General features: G+C 37.3%; 12 protein-coding genes. 1 reads left to right on the top strand and 11 read right to left on the bottom strand.

The features are described from left to right. Positions 1-43: 43 nt before the first annotated feature. From ICJ85_RS12445 to ICJ85_RS12410, 8 genes are read right to left on the bottom strand one after another with little or no spacing between them, the layout of a single operon-like run. Positions 44-1834, bottom strand: coding sequence for a cytochrome c oxidase subunit I (locus ICJ85_RS12445; RefSeq protein WP_188224122.1), 1791 nt, complete (start codon positions 1832-1834; stop codon positions 44-46). A gap of 34 nt (positions 1835-1868) precedes the next feature. Beyond that, positions 1869-2933 carry a cytochrome c oxidase subunit II gene (locus tag ICJ85_RS12440; RefSeq protein WP_188224121.1) on the bottom strand — a complete coding sequence of 355 codons (1065 nt, stop codon included), beginning with the start codon at positions 2931-2933 and terminating at the stop codon, positions 1869-1871. A gap of 30 nt (positions 2934-2963) precedes the next feature. Beyond that, positions 2964-4325 (bottom strand): quinol:cytochrome C oxidoreductase, encoded by a 1362-nt coding sequence (locus ICJ85_RS12435; RefSeq protein WP_188224120.1) that lies wholly within the window; start codon positions 4323-4325, stop codon positions 2964-2966. Between the two features lie 20 nt (positions 4326-4345). Next, complete coding sequence (locus ICJ85_RS12430; RefSeq protein ID WP_188224119.1) at positions 4346-4894, bottom strand: c-type cytochrome; 549 nt, start codon at positions 4892-4894, stop codon at positions 4346-4348. A 7-nt stretch (positions 4895-4901) separates the two neighbouring features. Continuing rightward, complete coding sequence (locus ICJ85_RS12425) at positions 4902-5432, bottom strand: DUF3341 domain-containing protein (RefSeq protein ID WP_188224118.1); 531 nt, start codon at positions 5430-5432, stop codon at positions 4902-4904. A 9-nt stretch (positions 5433-5441) separates the two neighbouring features. After that, positions 5442-6890, bottom strand: a complete 1449-nt coding sequence (gene nrfD, locus ICJ85_RS12420; protein ID WP_188224117.1) for an NrfD/PsrC family molybdoenzyme membrane anchor subunit — start codon at positions 6888-6890, stop codon at positions 5442-5444. A 28-nt stretch (positions 6891-6918) separates the two neighbouring features. Next, positions 6919-10026: a TAT-variant-translocated molybdopterin oxidoreductase gene (locus ICJ85_RS12415; RefSeq protein WP_188224116.1), complete on the bottom strand. Its 3108-nt coding sequence runs from the start codon at positions 10024-10026 to the stop codon at positions 6919-6921. Between the two features lie 34 nt (positions 10027-10060). Continuing rightward, positions 10061-11356 carry a c-type cytochrome gene (locus tag ICJ85_RS12410; RefSeq protein ID WP_188224151.1) on the bottom strand — a complete coding sequence of 432 codons (1296 nt, stop codon included), beginning with the start codon at positions 11354-11356 and terminating at the stop codon, positions 10061-10063. A gap of 215 nt (positions 11357-11571) precedes the next feature. On the opposite strand from ICJ85_RS12410, the gene ICJ85_RS12405 reads away from it, so the two are divergent. Next, positions 11572-11967 (top strand): SPOR domain-containing protein, encoded by a 396-nt coding sequence (locus ICJ85_RS12405; RefSeq protein ID WP_188224115.1) that lies wholly within the window; start codon positions 11572-11574, stop codon positions 11965-11967. 132 nt (positions 11968-12099) lie between these two features. Here the strand turns inward: ICJ85_RS12405 and infB are convergent, their stop codons facing one another. From infB to rimP, 3 genes are read right to left on the bottom strand one after another with little or no spacing between them, the layout of a single operon-like run. Continuing rightward, a complete protein-coding gene (infB, locus tag ICJ85_RS12400; RefSeq protein ID WP_188224114.1) occupies positions 12100-14925 on the bottom strand; it encodes a translation initiation factor IF-2 in 2826 nt (941 codons plus the stop codon). Positions 14926-14956: 31 nt separating this feature from the next. Then, positions 14957-16189 (bottom strand): transcription termination factor NusA, encoded by a 1233-nt coding sequence (gene nusA / locus ICJ85_RS12395; RefSeq protein WP_188224113.1) that lies wholly within the window; start codon positions 16187-16189, stop codon positions 14957-14959. A gap of 13 nt (positions 16190-16202) precedes the next feature. Then, positions 16203-16664, bottom strand: coding sequence for a ribosome assembly cofactor RimP (gene rimP / locus ICJ85_RS12390; RefSeq protein WP_188224112.1), 462 nt, complete (start codon positions 16662-16664; stop codon positions 16203-16205). Positions 16665-16875: the final 211 nt, after the last annotated feature.

Raw genomic sequence — 16875 nt, 5'->3', positions numbered from 1 at the left:
TCTAAAATTAGAAAGGCTTTTTTGTATTTAAATATTGTTTGTCTTAGTGTTGAAGTTCTTCTTCACCTTCCTTTAAAGGCACGTTTTGCGGAACGAAGTCAACATCGTGACCTGGTTTACTATAATCGTAAGCCCAACGGTATACATGAGGAATCTCTCCTGGCCAGTTTCCGTGGATGTGTTCTACCGGAGTTGTCCACTCTAACGTAGTCGATTTCCAAGGGTTTTGTGTTGCTTTCTTTCCGTAGAAAATACTAATAAAGAAGTTGTATAAGTAAATGATTTGAACCACACCACCAACTAAAGCGAATACTGTGATAATAACATTTACGTCTGCTAAATCATCGAATAATGGGAAGTTACTGTTTGTGTAGTAACGACGTGGTAAACCAGCCATTCCGATGAAGTGCATTGGAAAGAATACACCATAAGCACATACTGCAGTAATCCAGAAGTGAATGTATCCTAAATTTTTGTTTAACATACGTCCGAACATTTTAGGATACCAGTGGTAAATACCAGCAAACATACCGTAAAGTGCAGAGATACCCATTACTAAGTGGAAGTGAGCCACAACGAAATATGTATCGTGAACGTTAATATCTAACGCAGAATCTCCTAAAATAATCCCTGTTAAACCTCCGGTGATGAACGTAGAAACGAAACCGATTGAGAATAACATGGCAGGGTTCATTTGTAAGTTTCCTTTCCAGATGGTCGTAATCCAGTTAAAGGCTTTTACTGCTGATGGAATTGCAATTAATAAAGTTGTGAATGTAAACACAGATCCTAAGAATGGATTCATACCTGATACGAACATGTGGTGACCCCATACAATCGTAGATAAGAATGCAATCGCTAATATAGACGCAATCATCGCACGGTATCCAAAGATTGGCTTACGTGAGTTTGATGCCATAATCTCTGATACAAGACCCATCGCAGGTAAAATAACGATATATACCTCTGGGTGACCTAAGAACCAGAATAAGTGTTCGAATAATACTGGTGAACCACCGTGGTAGTGTAATACTTCACCTTGAATAAAGATATCTGATAAGAAGAATGATGTACCAAAACTTCTATCCATGATTAATAATAATGCAGCAGATAATAATACCGGGAATGATACGATACCAATTACAGCTGTAATAAAGAATGCCCATATTGTTAATGGCAATCTTGTCATGGTCATACCTTTTGTACGTAAGTTTAATACGGTTACCACATAATTTAATGATCCTAATAATGAAGAAGCAATAAAGATAGCCATTGCTACTAACCATAAGGTCATACCCATACCAGAACCACCTTGAGCCATTGGTAAAGCACTTAATGGTGGATAGATAGTCCAACCTGCCGCAGCTGGTCCAGCTTCAACAAATAAAGAAATTACCATGATGATACTAGATAAAAAGAATAACCAGTAAGACACCATGTTTAAAAATCCTGATGCCATATCGCGAGCACCAATTTGTAACGGAATTAATAAGTTACTGAACGTACCACTTAATCCTGCTGTTAATACAAAGAATACCATGATGGTACCGTGAATAGTAACTAATGCTAAATATATATCGGCATCCATTACACCTTCAGGAGCCCATTTTCCTAATAAAGCTTCAAACAATACGTTTGGCTCTTCAGGCCATGCAATCTGCATACGGAACATCATAGACATTAAAATCCCAATAACACCCATGATGGTACCAGTAATAAGGTACTGCTTAGCAATCATCTTGTGGTCCATACTAAAGATGTACTTCGTCATGAAAGTCTCTTTATGATGATGTCCGTGGTCGTCGTGAGCGTGAGTATCTGCGTGTGCTGACATAATCTTATATCGTATTTATCTTTTTATTAATTGATTAGTTAAGAGAGTTTTTAAATTCCTTTTGCTCTTTAATCCAAGCATCAAACTCTTCTTGAGTTTCTACAACAATTTTCATTTGCATATTGTAGTGAGATTTACCACAAATTTTATTACAGATTAATAAGTAATCAAATTCGTAGCGATCTAAAGCATCCTCTCCTTTAGCAACTAATGCTTCACTTTTTTCTACTCTGATTCTGTTGATGTTTGCAACTTTCTCAACCATATCAGGGTTTTGTCTCATTTCCTCGCTTGTTACCGTTGGCGTAAACCCAAACTGAGTAATCATACCAGGAACACAATTCATTTGTGCTCTAAAGTGTGGCATATAAGCCGAGTGTAATACGTCTTGAGAACGCATTTTAAATAATACCGGCTTTCCAACTGGTAAGTGTAATTCTTTTACAATGATATCGTCTTGGGCATTAGGATCAGCTTCATCTATACCTAAAACGTTAGCTCTGTCGATATCAATTAAACGTACGTTAGACTTACCTAAAGTATTATCCTGACCACCGTAACGTGCTGTCCAGTTAAACTGTTGTGCATATAATTCTACTACCATAGGATCGTCACTTTCGTCAACTCCCATGATATTTACCCAAGTATTCAATCCGTAGATAATTAAACCTGCTAATACAATTACAGGGATGATTGTCCAAATTGCCTCTAACTTATTGTTATCAGCAAAGAATAACGCTTTTTTACCCTTTTCACCTTTGTATTTAAATGCGAAATAGTGCAATAAGAATTGTGTTACTGTTTGAACAAAAAAGATGATAACTAATGAAATGGCCATTAAGTTATCGATTGTTGGACCATGTGCAGAAGCAGAGTTAGATAGTAAAGGTAAATCTCCCCACTTAACTATACTTACAATGGTAATGATATAAATGAAGGCTAAGAAGCCCATCATTAGATATGCATTTATCTTGTTGTCTTTATCGGTGGCTACCTGGTCGCAATCCGCTTTAGCTTGTGCTAAATCGAAAATCTTTACCATTTGCCAGATGGCAACTAGAATAAATACTAAAACTATAATTGTTAATAAAGCAGTCATTGTTATCGTTCGTCTTTATTTATATCTTAATTAATAATGGAAATCTTCGCTTTCTTTGATTAAAGGATATCCTTTTGCTAATAATGGTGCTTTTGTTAAAGCTGTGAATACAACAAATATGAATAAACCTCCGAATAATAATATTGAACCGATTTCAGGGATTCCAATAAACCATCTGTCTCCAACGGTAGCAGGCATAATCATATTGAAAATATCAATATAATGACCAAATAAGATTACAATACCAGTCATTACAACAAACCAAGGCACGCGTTTAAAGTCAGCATTCATCAGTAATAATACTGGAAAGATGAAGTTAAGTGCTACCATACCAAAGAATGGTAATTTGTAATCGTTAATACGAGAAATAAAGTATGTTACCTCTTCTGGAATGTTAGAGTACCAAATAAGCATGAATTGTGAGAACCATAAGTATGTCCAGAAAATACTAATAGCAAACATAAACTTAGCCACATCATGTAAGTGGTTTTCATTTACAAATTCTAAATATCCTCTAGATTTTAAGTAGATGCTCATTAAAGCGATAACAGTAATACCACTTACAAACATACTAGCAAACACATACCATCCGAATAATGTTGAGAACCAGTGAGGATCTACACTCATTACCCAATCCCAAGACATCATAGATTCTGAATAGATAAAGAATACTAAGAATGCCGCAGCAATACGGAATGATTTCTTAAAGTTCGTGTTATATTTTGCGTTGTCCTGAGCGATTGAGAATTTACGAGCAAAGTGACGGTATAACGCCCATCCTGCGATAAATACCAAACCTCTAACAGCAAACATTGGTAAGTTTAACCACCCAGATTTTCCTTGAATTAACTCATCGTGAGCTACTACTTCAGGATCCATCCAGATGAAAATATTATAGTGACCTATAGTTCCAGATGCAATAGCGATTGCTAATACAATTAAAGCTCCAGGTAATACGTAAGCTGTAATCGCTTCCATAACTCTGAATAATACCGGAGACCATCCAGCCTGAGATGCTATTTGAATCGCGTAGAATGCTAAAACACCAAGACCAATCATCATAAAGAAGAATGCTCCAACATATAAAGCTGACCAAGGACGGTTAGCCATTTGGTGTTGAACGTGCTCTGCATGAGCATCACCGTGGTGTGCATCTTCAGCATGAACTTCTTCTCCGTGAGTCGCTTCACCATGCGTATCATGTGCATCAGCTACAACATGCGTAGCTTCCTCTCCATGACCCCCACCGTGGTGTGAAGCCTCTTCAGCAAGCATCGTTTTTACTTCGTCTAAAGATTTATGAGATGTCATAAAACCATATCCAACACCTAACAATCCTAAAACCATTAGAATGATAGAAAATGTCTTTAATTTATTTGAAAATGTGTACATATCTATATAATCTTATCTTCTTACTTTACTAAATCAGCTCTTAATTTTAACACGTATGAAACTACTTGCCAACGCTCTTCTTCATTAATCTGATTCGCGTAAGAACCCATAGCATTTTTACCGTAATAAATCGTGTGGTAAATACTTCCTTCTGTAATCTCTCTGTCAGCGTAGTTTGGTATACCTAGTATCTTTTCACGTTTTACCAACTTACCTTGACCATCACCTTTGTTACCGTGGCAAATTCCACAATAAATATCGTAAAGCACTTTTCCTCTTTCTAAATCTACTTGAGTAGAATCTAACGGATTTGTTAACGTCGCTTTAGCTAATTCGTAACCTTCTGTAGAATTCTCAATATCGAAAGGAATAAATCCTCTTGCCACTGTACCTTCTACTGGTAATTGTGCTTCTACTCCACTCTTAAATGCAGCCGATTCACTATATGTTTCATACCCTACAGATTCGTACATGTTTGGCATGAACTGATAGTTTGGTGCCGTATCTTTTTTACATGATACCGCTACTAAAACAACTGCTATTGCTAATATTTTAATTAAGCCTTTCATCTTTATTTTAATGCGCTTTATCAATTAGATTAATTTCTACTGCCCCAGTTTCGCTTAGTAAACTTTGTAATGCTTCTTCATTACCGTTAACAGAGATTTCCATTAAGAAATGATCGTCTGTTGTTCTTGGATCTGGATTTTCAGCCTCTTTAAATGGCCACATTCTACTACGTAAGTAAAACGTAATTACCATTAAGTGGGCTGAGAAAAATACCGTAAGCTCGAACATAATTGGTACGAAAGCAGGCATGTTTTCTAAATAACTAAAACTTGGTTTACCACCAATATTTTGTGGCCAGTCTTCAATCATGATAAAATTCATCATTACTGTTGCCACTGTTAAACCTACTAATCCGTATAAAAATGCTGCGATAGCGATACGTGTAGGTGCTAATCCCATTGCTTTATCTAGCCCGTGAACCGGAAACGGGGTATATACTTCGTCGATGTGATATTTTGCTGCCTTAACCTTTTTTACAGCTGACATTAAAATATCGTCATCATTATAAATAGCGTGAATTACTTTAGATGCTTCCATTGTTTACGCTTAGTTTTTAGTGTTGTTAACGTTTCCAGAAGTTCTTTCATCTGCTCCTGTTCCTACTAAACTTTCTCCTGCCTCTCTGATTTTTTTATAACGTTCACCAGAAGACTTAAGAATGGTCTTAACCTCTGCCTGCGCAATTACCGGGAATGTTCTTGAGTATAATAAAAATAATACGAAGAAGAATCCGATAGTTCCAACAAAGATTCCAATATCAACAAACGTTGGTGAGAACATTGTCCAAGACGATGGTAAGTAATCACGGTGTAACGATGTTACAATAATTACGAAACGCTCGAACCACATTCCTATGTTTACTACAATTGAGATAAAGAATGAGAACATAATACTTGTTCTAAGTTTCTTGAACCACATGAACTGAGGAGAGAATACGTTACAAGTCATCATCGCCCAGTACGCCCACCAGTAAGGTCCTGTTGCTCTGTTTAAGAAAGCGTACTGCTCATACTCAACTCCAGAATACCAAGCAATAAATAACTCAGTAATATATGCCACACCTACAATAGAACCCGTAATCATGATTACGATGTTCATTAATTCGATGTGTTGTACTGTAATATAATCTTCAAGGTTACATACTTTACGCATTACAATAAGTAATGTGTTTACCATCGCGAACCCTGAGAATACCGCTCCAGCAACGAAGTATGGAGGGAAAATAGTGGTATGCCATCCTGGAATTACCGATGTAGCGAAGTCAAACGATACAATAGTATGTACAGAAAGTACTAATGGTGTTGCTAAACCTGCAAGCACTAAAGATACTTCTTCAAAACGTTGCCAGTCTTTTGCACGACCTGTCCAACCGAAACTCAATAATGAGTAAATTTTCTTTTGGAATGGCTTAATAGCTCTATCTCTTAACATGGCGAAATCTGGTAATAAACCTGTCCACCAGAATACTAATGATACAGATAAATACGTAGAGATCGCGAATACGTCCCATAATAACGGCGAGTTAAAGTTAACCCATAAAGAACCAAACTGATTCGGAATTGGTAATACCCAGTATCCTAACCATGGACGACCCATGTGAATAATTGGGAATAAACCTGCCTGAACTACCGAGAAGATAGTCATTGCTTCTGCAGAACGGTTAATTGCCATTCTCCATTTTTGACGGAATAATAAAAGTACTGCAGAGATAAGTGTTCCTGCGTGACCAATACCAACCCACCAAACGAAGTTAGTAATATCCCAGGCCCAACCTACGGTTTTATTTAAACCCCAAGTTCCAATACCTGTCGATACGGTATAAATGATACATCCAAGTCCCCAAAGAAACGCTGCCAGTGAAATACCAAAAACTATCCACCATTGTTTATTTGCTTTTCCTTCTACAGGTTTTGCCACATCCACAGTAACGTCGTGGTATGATTTTTCTCCTGTAACTAAGGGTCTTCTAATAGGTGCTTCGTAATGAGACGCCATAATTATATAATTGATTCTTTAATTAGATTTATGCTTCAGTTGTATTTCTCACTTTAGTTTGATACATCACGTTTGGTTTTGTACCTACGTGCTCAAGTAAGTGATACATACGGTTATCTTCCTTAAGTTTCGCAACTTCACTTTCCTTATCGTTGATGTCACCAAAGGTCATTGCTCCACTAGAACAAGCTGCAGAACATGCTGTTTGGAATTCACCATCTTTAATGATACGTCCGTCACGTTTTGCGTCAAGAACTGTTTTTTGTGTCATTTGAATACACATCGAACATTTCTCCATTACACCACGAGAACGAACTACAACATCTGGATTTAATACCATACGTCCTAAATCATCATTCATATGATAATCGAACTCATCATTACCATTGTATAAGAACCAGTTGAAACGACGTACTTTATAAGGACAGTTGTTAGCACAGTACCTAGTACCTACACAACGGTTGTACGCCATGTGGTTTTGACCTTGACGACCATGTGATGTTGCTGCCACAGGACATACAGTTTCACAAGGTGCGTGGTTACAGTGCTGACACATTACTGGTTGGAAGGCAACTTGTGGATTTGCCGAAGCGTTCTCCATTTCACCGAACTCACTTAATGAGCTTCCTAAACCAGAGATGTTATCTTTCTTCTCATCATCACCTGCGAATGACTCTTCAGATGAATAATATCTATCGATACGTAACCAGTGCATATCACGGCTACGACGTACTTCTGTTTTACCTACTACAGGCACATTGTTTTCTGCGTGACAAGCAATAACACAAGCCCCACATCCTGTACATGCATTTAAGTCGATTGATAAGTTGAAGTGGTGACCGATAGAACGATCAAATTCATCCCATAAATCAACATCTGGTGATGTTACCGGAGTTTCCTCGTGGTTTAATGACACCTGAGGAATCGCATTCCAGTATTTCTTATCTTTTGTATTGAATACTTCTAAAGTAGTTTCCTTTACAATATCACCACGTCCCATTAGGGTGTTGTGTAACTGTACACAAGCGAATTCATGCTCTCCTTCGGCAGCTTCAACCGTTACATCCTGTACGGTATTGAAGTTATGGTATAATGCATAAGCATTAACTCCGGTTTGCATTTCTTCTTTGATTCCTTTTGTTTTACCATAACCAAATGCTAAACCAACAGAACCTTTAGCCTGACCTGGCTGAATTAACACAGGAACAACTAATGATGTACCGTTAACTGTAACTTTTGCATAACTACCGTTTAATGCACCGTTAGCAACGTTTTTGTTCATTAATCCTAAGGCATCAGCATCTGCTTTAGATACTGTTAAGTAGTTATCCCAAGAGGTTCTAGTAATTGGATCTGGAAACTCTTGTAACCAAGGGTTATTGGCTTGCTGTCCGTCTCCCATACCTGTTTTAGTATATAGCGACAACTGTAAACCTGAACCTTTTGCAGAAGCGGCTAAAGCACTGGCTGCAGCATTAGATGGTTTCTCAACTTCATTGTTCTCCGTTAAACCTTCTAAAGCATCAATATTATCGATTTCATGAACTGACTCAGATACAAACTGTCCATCGTGTAACGCTTGGTTAAATGATGCACCGTTTAAGATATCTGAAGTCCAGATTTCTTTAATGTAATCGTTGTAAGCAACATTATTAGAAGTCCAGATTAATAAGGCTTCCTGGAATTGTCTTGTATCGAATAACGGACGAATTGTTGGCTGCATTAATGCATAGTGTCCGTTTTTAATTTCAACATCTCCCCAAGACTCTAAATAGTGAGGCGTTGCCGCGATGTACTGAGATTCTGAAGCTGTTTCATCTTCTTTCATTGAGAAAACAATAGATAATTCAGTTTTCTTTAATCCTTCAGCAAAATCCGCAGCATTTGGTAACGTATACACTGGGTTAACACCAGCCATAATGATTGCAGCCACTTTACCAGCTTTCATTTCAGCCACTAAGTTAGCCACATCCTTAGCATTACCTTGTCTTGTTTTAATAGCAGCTTTAGCATCAAATGCTTTACTTGCTAAATATTCGTTTATTTCTAGAACAACGGTTTGTGCATTTACATCTTGAATCCCTGTAACGACAACCCCGTTAGATCCGGCTTTCTTTAATTGTGCAGCTGCTTTTTGAACAGCTTCATCTATGTGTGCTGGTAACTCACCTGACACGGCACCACCAACCACATAACTATATAATTTAGCTAAAGCTACTTTTTGCTGACTTGGTGTTAAAGGCACACGTTTATCAGCATTAGCTCCTGTTAACGACATGTTAGATTCAAACTGAATGTGACGCGACATTTTACCGTGGTTAGGTACTTTGTTCTTAGCATAGCCAGAATCAAATCCACCACCTTGCCAGTCACCTAAGAAATCAGCTCCAACAGATACAATAGTCATCGCTTTAGAGAAGTCGTAGTTAGCTAAAGCACGCTTACCATATTTAGCCTGGAACGCATCTAAAGCAGCAGATTCTGAAACAGCATCATATACCACGTGCTGAACATTCCCGTACTCTTCTTTAAAGTCTGCGATTAAGTTACGTGTAGAAGGGCTCGCAAAAGTTTGTGTTAACACAACAATCTTCTTGTTAGCCGCTTTTAACTCATTTAATTTTTTAGTCGTATCAGCATCGAAATCACCCCAAGTGATGGCTTCACCATCTTTTTTAGGACCTTGTACTCTTAAACTATCATACAATCCTAAAACCGAAGCATTAACTCTGGCATTAGCGCTACCATTAGTAGCAGCCAAAGTATTATTTTCAATCTTAATTGGACGACCTTCACGTGTTTTCACTAAAACACTAGCAAAATCGAAACCATCAGCGATAGTAGTCGCATAGTAGTTAGCCACACCAGGAATAATTTCTTCTGGTTGCACTACATAAGGAATCGACTTAACTACAGGACCCTCACACGCAGCTAATGAAGCTGCAGCCGTACTGAATCCTACATATTTTAAGAAATCGCGACGCGTTGTAGAACTAGACTCTAATGCATTTTTATCACCTAAAAATTCATCTGTAGGAATCTCTTCTACAAACTCGTTTTGTTTTAGCGTCTCAACAATAGAGCTATTCTCGTTTAGCTCTTCAACACTTTTCCAGTATTTCTTGTTTGATGACATATTATATAATTGAATTACTTCTTATTAAATTTTATTAATAGTGGCATTTTCCACATTCTAAACCACCCATTTGCGCAGCTGTAAGCTTATCTACACCATACTTCCTAGATAATTCAGCGTGAATTTTCTCGTAGTAAGCGTTATCCTCTACCTTAACATTTGTAGTCCTGTGACATTCGATACACCACCCCATTGTTAATGGCGCATGTTGATACATTACTTCCATTTCCTCTACCGGACCGTGACATGTTTGACATTCAACACCAGCCACAGAAACGTGCTGAGAGTGATTGAAATAAACGAAGTCTGGTAAGTTGTGAATACGAACCCATTTTACCGGATGTGAATCACCTGTGTACTTTTGGTTTGCATCATCCCATCCTGCTGCCGCATACAATTTCTTGATTTGATCATCATAGAACTCTTTTGTATACTCTGCACTTGTTTCACCGTTGTACTCATAAATAGATTTATGACAGTTCATACAAACATTTACAGATGGAATACCTGATGTTTTACTTACACGAGCTGAAGAGTGACAGTATTTACAATCGATACCGTTGTCACCAGCATGAATTTTATGTGAGAAATGAATTGGTTGTACTGGCTGATACCCTTGATCAACTCCAACTTGCATTAAATATCCGTAAATAAAGTAAGCTCCAGCAAGCAATAAAAAGATTGCAGAAACCAACATTAAAAATTGATTTTTAACAAATGCTTTCCATAACGGCATTCTTTTAGTTTCCTCAGGCAATTCTACACCTTGAGCTTCAGCAAAACGACGAAGCGTTTTGTTTACTAAAAATAAACCGATGGCTAGTAACATAAATAGAACAGCAAGCGCCCCTAACACTAACTCGTTAGACACACCTCCAGTCGCAGCTCCGGTTTGAGCTCCAGTTGCAGCTGTTGCAGCCGCAGCAGGCGCTTCTTTTTTAACCTCTGCTGTATACGCTAAGATATCGTCAATATCTTTTTCTGACAACTGAGGAAAAGCAGTCATTGCTGCGCCACCATACTCATTGTATACTTTGTTTCCATAAGCATCACCAGACTTGATAACACCAGCACTATTATGAACCCAATCATAAATCCATGCTCTATCTAATCCTTGCTCATCAGCTAGACGCGCCTCAACATTTCGAAGCGCTGGACCTGTCATCTTTTTATCTAATTGGTGACAAGCAGCACAATTCGCGTTAAATAATGATTTTCCTTTTGCTGGATCTCCTTCCTGAGCAGAAAGGGATGCGGTAAAGACTAATAAAATAATTAAACCTAAACCAAGTATGTTCTTGCTTAATTTACGGTGAATCACCTTTTTCATATTGTTGGTTATATTAACTTCTAAACTTTGGTATGGTTTTTTCATACAATAATTTAAAAAAAACGCAGTTATAAAATCTCTCGCAAAAGTAACATTTAAACTCGTATATAGAAATGTTAGACAAGCGTTAATAGCTAATTTAGAGGGATTCTAAATAATAAAAATAGCCTCGAAATTACTTTATTACGTATACATTTGCATAAACCCAATACAAAATGAAACCTTTGAAATTAAAAATCAAGCTCTTAAGAACTTTTGTCATTGTTATTGTAACTAATTTTTGTTATGCACAAGAAGGTAAGGTTACTATAAATCAGGATAGAAACATTCCTACTTTATTGAAGTTAAAAAAAGAAATGAACAGTAGTGAAAATGATTCTGAAAGATATAGAATACAAATTTATTCGGGCAACAGAGCCAAAGCAGAATCGACACAAGAAGAATTCACCGATCTTTTCCCAGACTGGCGCGCAACCCTTCAATATGAAACTCCTAATTTCAAAATTTGGGCGGGTAATTTCAGAACACGTTTAGAAGCCGATAGAGCATTAAAAAAAATAAAAGCTGAATTCCCGACAGCATTTATTTTCAAGCCTAAAAAGTCAAGTTAATTCTATTTATAAAACACACAAAAAGCGACCTTAACCGGTCGCTTTTTTTATACTTTTAAATAAGCAGATAGTGTATTTTTTCAAACAAAAAAGGCGCTTGTAATACAAGCGCCTTTTTTTATTATCCAGCTATTATTTAAGCTTTTTCTTAACTTCAACTTCGTGGAATGCTTCAATGATATCTCCTTCTTTAATATCATTGTAATTCTTAATTTGCATACCACAATCGTAACCTTTAGTTACTTCCTTAACATCGTCTTTGAAACGTTTAAGAGAAGCTAATTCACCAGTGAAGACTACCACACCATCTCTAATGATACGAACACCTGAACTTCTTAAGATCTTACCATTCGTTACCATACATCCGGCTATGCTACCAATTTTAGATACTTTAAAGATTTCTCTAATCTCTGCGGTACCGGTAACCTCTTCTTTAAACTCTGGAGATAACATACCTTCCATCGCATCTTTAAGGTCATTAATAGCATCATAAATAATGGAGTATGTTCTAATATCGATTTCCTCTCTATCAGCTGTTGCACGGGCGTTACCAACAGGGCGCACATTAAATCCGATAATAATCGCATCAGAAGCCGAAGCTAATAACACATCACTTTCGGTAATCGCCCCAACACCTTTATGTAGGATGTTAACCTGAATTTCTTCAGTTGATAATTTCTGGAACGAATCGGTAAGCGCTTCAACAGAACCATCCACATCACCTTTAAGGATGATGTTTAATTCTTTAAAGTCACCTAATGCAATACGACGTCCGATTTCATCAAGTGTAATATGACGTTGTGTACGCACAGATTGCTCACGTTGTAACTGAGAACGCTTAGCCGCAATTTGTTTGGCTTCACGCTCGTCTTCAAATACATTGAATTTATCGCCTGCCTGTGGTGCACCATCTAAACCGAGAATTGATACCGGAGTAGACGGACCAGCTTCAACAACATCATTACCACGCTCATCGTGCATAGCTTTTACTTTACCACTATTCTTACCAGCTAAAACGTAATCTCCCACCCTAAGAGTACCTCCGGTAACTAATACCGTTGCTACATAACCTCTACCTTTATCAAGGAAAGCCTCAACCACTGTACCAACAGCTGGTTTCGCAGGGTTTGCTTTAAGCTCTAATAACTCAGCTTCAAGTAATACTTTTTCTAATAATTCCTTAACACCTGTTCCCATTTTTGCAGAGATATCGTGGGATTGAATTTTACCACCCCAATCTTCTACTAAAAGGTTCATATTTGCTAATCCTTCTTTAATCTTATCAGGATTTGCTGTCGGCTTATCTATTTTGTTAATCGCGAATACAATTGGAACACCAGCTGCCTGTGCATGCGAAATCGCCTCTTTAGTTTGTGGCATGATATCATCATCGGCCGCAGCAACAATAATAGCAATATCGGTTACTTGGGCACCACGCGCACGCATCGCTGTAAAGGCCTCGTGACCTGGTGTATCAAGGAATGCTATTTTTTGTCCGTTCTCTAATTCAACCCCATAAGCTCCAATGTGCTGTGTAATACCACCAGACTCCCCTGCAATTACATTTTCCTTACGGATGTAATCTAAAAGCGATGTCTTACCGTGGTCTACGTGCCCCATTACGGTAACAATCGGCGCTCTTGGTTTTAAATCTTCTTCTTTATCTTCAACAACTTCAATTGATTCCTCAATATCTGCTGTTACAAATTCTACCTTATAACCAAACTCTTCAGCAACAATAGCCAATGTTTCAGCATCTAAACGCTGATTCATGGTTACCATCATACCAAGTGACATACATGCTGAGATAATAGAAGTTACCGGCACGTCCATCATAGTTGCTACCTCATTTGCGGTAACAAACTCCGTTACTTTAAGAATCTTGCTATCTGCAGCTTCTTGTTGTAACTCTTTTTGAGTTTGATCTCTGTGCTGATCTCTCTTATCTCTACGGTATTTCGCTCCTTTACCTTTAGAAGATTTACCTTGAAGTTTTTCAAGTGTTTCACGCACTTGTTTTTTCACATCTTCTTCACTAGGATCTTCCTTAATAATAGGGCGTCTTCCTTTGTTTCCTCCTTTGTTAAAACGGTCGTTCGATCTGTTAGAGTTTCCTCTGTTATCTCCACCTTGACCACCTTGGTTAGGTCCTCCGGATTTACTTATACGTCGACGTTTTTTCTTATTAGAAGCATCACCACCCTGCTTATTATCACCTTTCTTATCGTCCTTCTTCTTCTTAGGCTTATTAAATTGAGATAAATCAATTTTGTCTCCTGCAATTTTAGGACCTGTAAGCTTTTGGTACTGTGTTTTTACTTTCTCTTCAGAAACAACTTCACCATTCTCGTTGGTTACAAGTTTTTTCTCAACTTCAGGACCTTTATGTTCTTTAGGCTTCTTCGCTGCTGCAGGCTTAGAAGATTCAACCTTAGCTTTCTCTTCTTGTTTTGGTGCTTGCTTAGGAGCTTCTGCTTTAACTTCTGGTTGTTCCACCTCTTTTGGCGCTTCAGGTTTTGCAGGCTCTTCTTTAGACGCTTCAACCTTCGGTTCTTCCTGTTTTGGTGGTTCTGGTGTTTCAGCCTGAGGAGTTTCAGTAGGTTTTTTCGAATCTAAATCGATTTTACCTACTTGCTTAGGACCAGAAAGTATTTTAGTGGCTTTTACAATTTCTTCCTTTCTAGCTGCCTCCTTTTGTTTTTCTTCAAGTTCACGCTCACGTTGCTCTCGCAGCTCCTCTTTTTCTTTCTGCTTAGCTTCACTAACCTCTTTAGATGCAACTTTTTTATTTGCATCTACTTGAAACTCACTAGAAAGCACATTATACACTTCCTCGGAAATCTTCGTGGTTGGTCGCTTCTCTATTTCGATACCTTTAGAATCTAAAAATTCTACGGCACGATCTAAAGAAATATTCAGCTCGCGTAATACTTTATTTAATCTAATTGTTTCAGCCATAAATTGCCTTTAAAATACTCAAATATATATGTTATTCTTCGAATTCTTCTCTTAAAATTCTAATAACTTCTTTAATTGTTTCTTCTTCTAAATCGGTACGTTTTACTAAATCCTTAATATCCTCTTCTAAAATACTCTTTGCAGTATCTAATCCAACTCTACTAAACTCTTCAATAATCCACCCTTCTATTTCATCTGAGAACTCTGTTAATTCAACATCTTCCTCAGCACCTTCTCTAAACACATCGATATCATACCCTGTTAACTGGCCTGCTAAACGGATGTTATGACCACCTCTACCAATCGCTTTACTTACCTCTTCTGGCTTTAAGATGACCTCTGCACGTTTGTTTTCTTCATCAATTTTGATTGAAGTTACTCTTGCAGGGCTTAATGCTCTTGTAATATATAATTGTAAGTTATTAGTATAGTTAATAACGTCGATGTTTTCGTTTCCTAACTCACGAACAATCCCGTGAATTCTTGATCCTTTCATACCCACACAAGCTCCAACCGGATCGATTCTATCATCATAAGAATCTACCGCTACTTTCGCCTTTTCACCTGGTATTCTTACTACGTTTTTAATCGTAATTAAACCATCGAATACCTCTGGAATTTCTTGTTCGAACAATTTCTCTAAGAATGAAGGTGATGTTCTTGACATGATAATTGTTGGTTTTGCCCCTTTAAGCTCAACACTGTCAATTACCCCTCTTACATTATCTCCTTTTCTAAAGAAATCTGAAGGAATTTGTTTGTCTTTCGGTAAAACAATTTCGTTTCCTTCATCATCTAACAAAATTACTGCTCTGTGACGAATATGGTGCACTTCGGCAGTATATATTTCTCCTACTAAGTCTTTAAATTGCTTAAATACTATTGTATTGTCGTGTTCGTGAATTTTTGAGATTAAATTTTGGCGCAATGCTAAAATAGCACGTCTTCCTAAATCTATAAGCTTTACTTCCTCTGATACGTCTTCACCTACCTCGAAATCTGGTTCAATTTTACGAGCTTCAGTTAATGAAATTTCCTGATTTGGATCCTCTACTTCACCATCAGCTACCACAACTCTGTTTCTCCAGATCTCTAAATCTCCTTTGTCAGGGTTTACAATAATATCGAAATTATCATCATCACCATATTTCTTCTTTAAGGCACTTCTAAACACTTCCTCTAAAATCGCCATTAACGTAACACGGTCAATTAGCTTATCGTCTTTGAATTCTGAAAAAGATTCAATTAACGCGATATTCTCCATAACTCTTATTGAATTAAAATTTAATCATAACTTTTGCTTCTACAATTTCCTCGTAAGCGATAGTCGCTTGTTTTGTTACAGTTACTTTACCTTTACCAATTGGTTTAGGTTCCCTAACTTTCCATTCTAATGTTATATCTGCGTCGGTAGCTTGAGTAAGTGTGCCTTCAATTTTTTCTGAAGCTGTTCTTACTTTCAGGTCTCTATTCAGATTCTTTTTATACTGTCTTACATTTACTAATGGCGACGCTGCACCTGCCGACATAACCTCCAGAGAAAAATCGTGCTCTTCTCGATCAATGTTATGCTCGATAGCACGACTTACAAACATACAGTCTTCAACCAACACACCATTATCACCGTCGATAATAATTTTAATATGATTATCGCCACCAATAGTGAACTCGATTAAAAACAAGTCTGTACGTTCTTGCAACGCAGCATCAAGTAAATCTTTTACGGTCTCTTTAAACATTTTTTATTATAAAAAGAGGGGACTCTATGTCCCCTCGTTCTTAATTTCGCCTTTCAACGGTGCAAATATATAACATTTTATTGATTTTTAAAGGAATATTTCATAAATTTAGATATATACGACAAGAGCACGAAGTAAATTAAATTCACTAAATTCATATCATAATTTTTAAGAATTACGCAATCTTAACAAACATTAAACTCAAAATAAA

Source organism: Aestuariibaculum marinum (assembly GCF_014596975.1).
GTDB classification, from domain to species: Bacteria; Bacteroidota; Bacteroidia; order Flavobacteriales; family Flavobacteriaceae; genus Aestuariibaculum; species Aestuariibaculum marinum.
This window is presented reverse-complemented; position numbering and strand designations above follow the sequence as displayed.

Bases quoted from the DNA above. Each gene is read 5' to 3' on its own strand.
- ICJ85_RS12445 (WP_188224122.1), bottom strand. From the start codon at position 1,834: ATGTCAGCACACGCAGATACTCACGCTCACGACGACCACGGACATCAT.
- ICJ85_RS12440 (WP_188224121.1), bottom strand. From the start codon at position 2,933: ATGACTGCTTTATTAACAATTATAGTTTTAGTATTTATTCTAGTTGCC.
- ICJ85_RS12435 (WP_188224120.1), bottom strand. From the start codon at position 4,325: ATGTACACATTTTCAAATAAATTAAAGACATTTTCTATCATTCTAATG.
- ICJ85_RS12430 (WP_188224119.1), bottom strand. From the start codon at position 4,894: ATGAAAGGCTTAATTAAAATATTAGCAATAGCAGTTGTTTTAGTAGCG.
- ICJ85_RS12425 (WP_188224118.1), bottom strand. From the start codon at position 5,432: ATGGAAGCATCTAAAGTAATTCACGCTATTTATAATGATGACGATATT.
- nrfD (WP_188224117.1), bottom strand. From the start codon at position 6,890: ATGGCGTCTCATTACGAAGCACCTATTAGAAGACCCTTAGTTACAGGA.
- ICJ85_RS12415 (WP_188224116.1), bottom strand. From the start codon at position 10,026: ATGTCATCAAACAAGAAATACTGGAAAAGTGTTGAAGAGCTAAACGAG.
- ICJ85_RS12410 (WP_188224151.1), bottom strand. From the start codon at position 11,356: ATGAAAAAGGTGATTCACCGTAAATTAAGCAAGAACATACTTGGTTTA.
- ICJ85_RS12405 (WP_188224115.1), top strand. From the start codon at position 11,572: ATGAAACCTTTGAAATTAAAAATCAAGCTCTTAAGAACTTTTGTCATT.
- infB (WP_188224114.1), bottom strand. From the start codon at position 14,925: ATGGCTGAAACAATTAGATTAAATAAAGTATTACGCGAGCTGAATATT.
- nusA (WP_188224113.1), bottom strand. From the start codon at position 16,189: ATGGAGAATATCGCGTTAATTGAATCTTTTTCAGAATTCAAAGACGAT.
- rimP (WP_188224112.1), bottom strand. From the start codon at position 16,664: ATGTTTAAAGAGACCGTAAAAGATTTACTTGATGCTGCGTTGCAAGAA.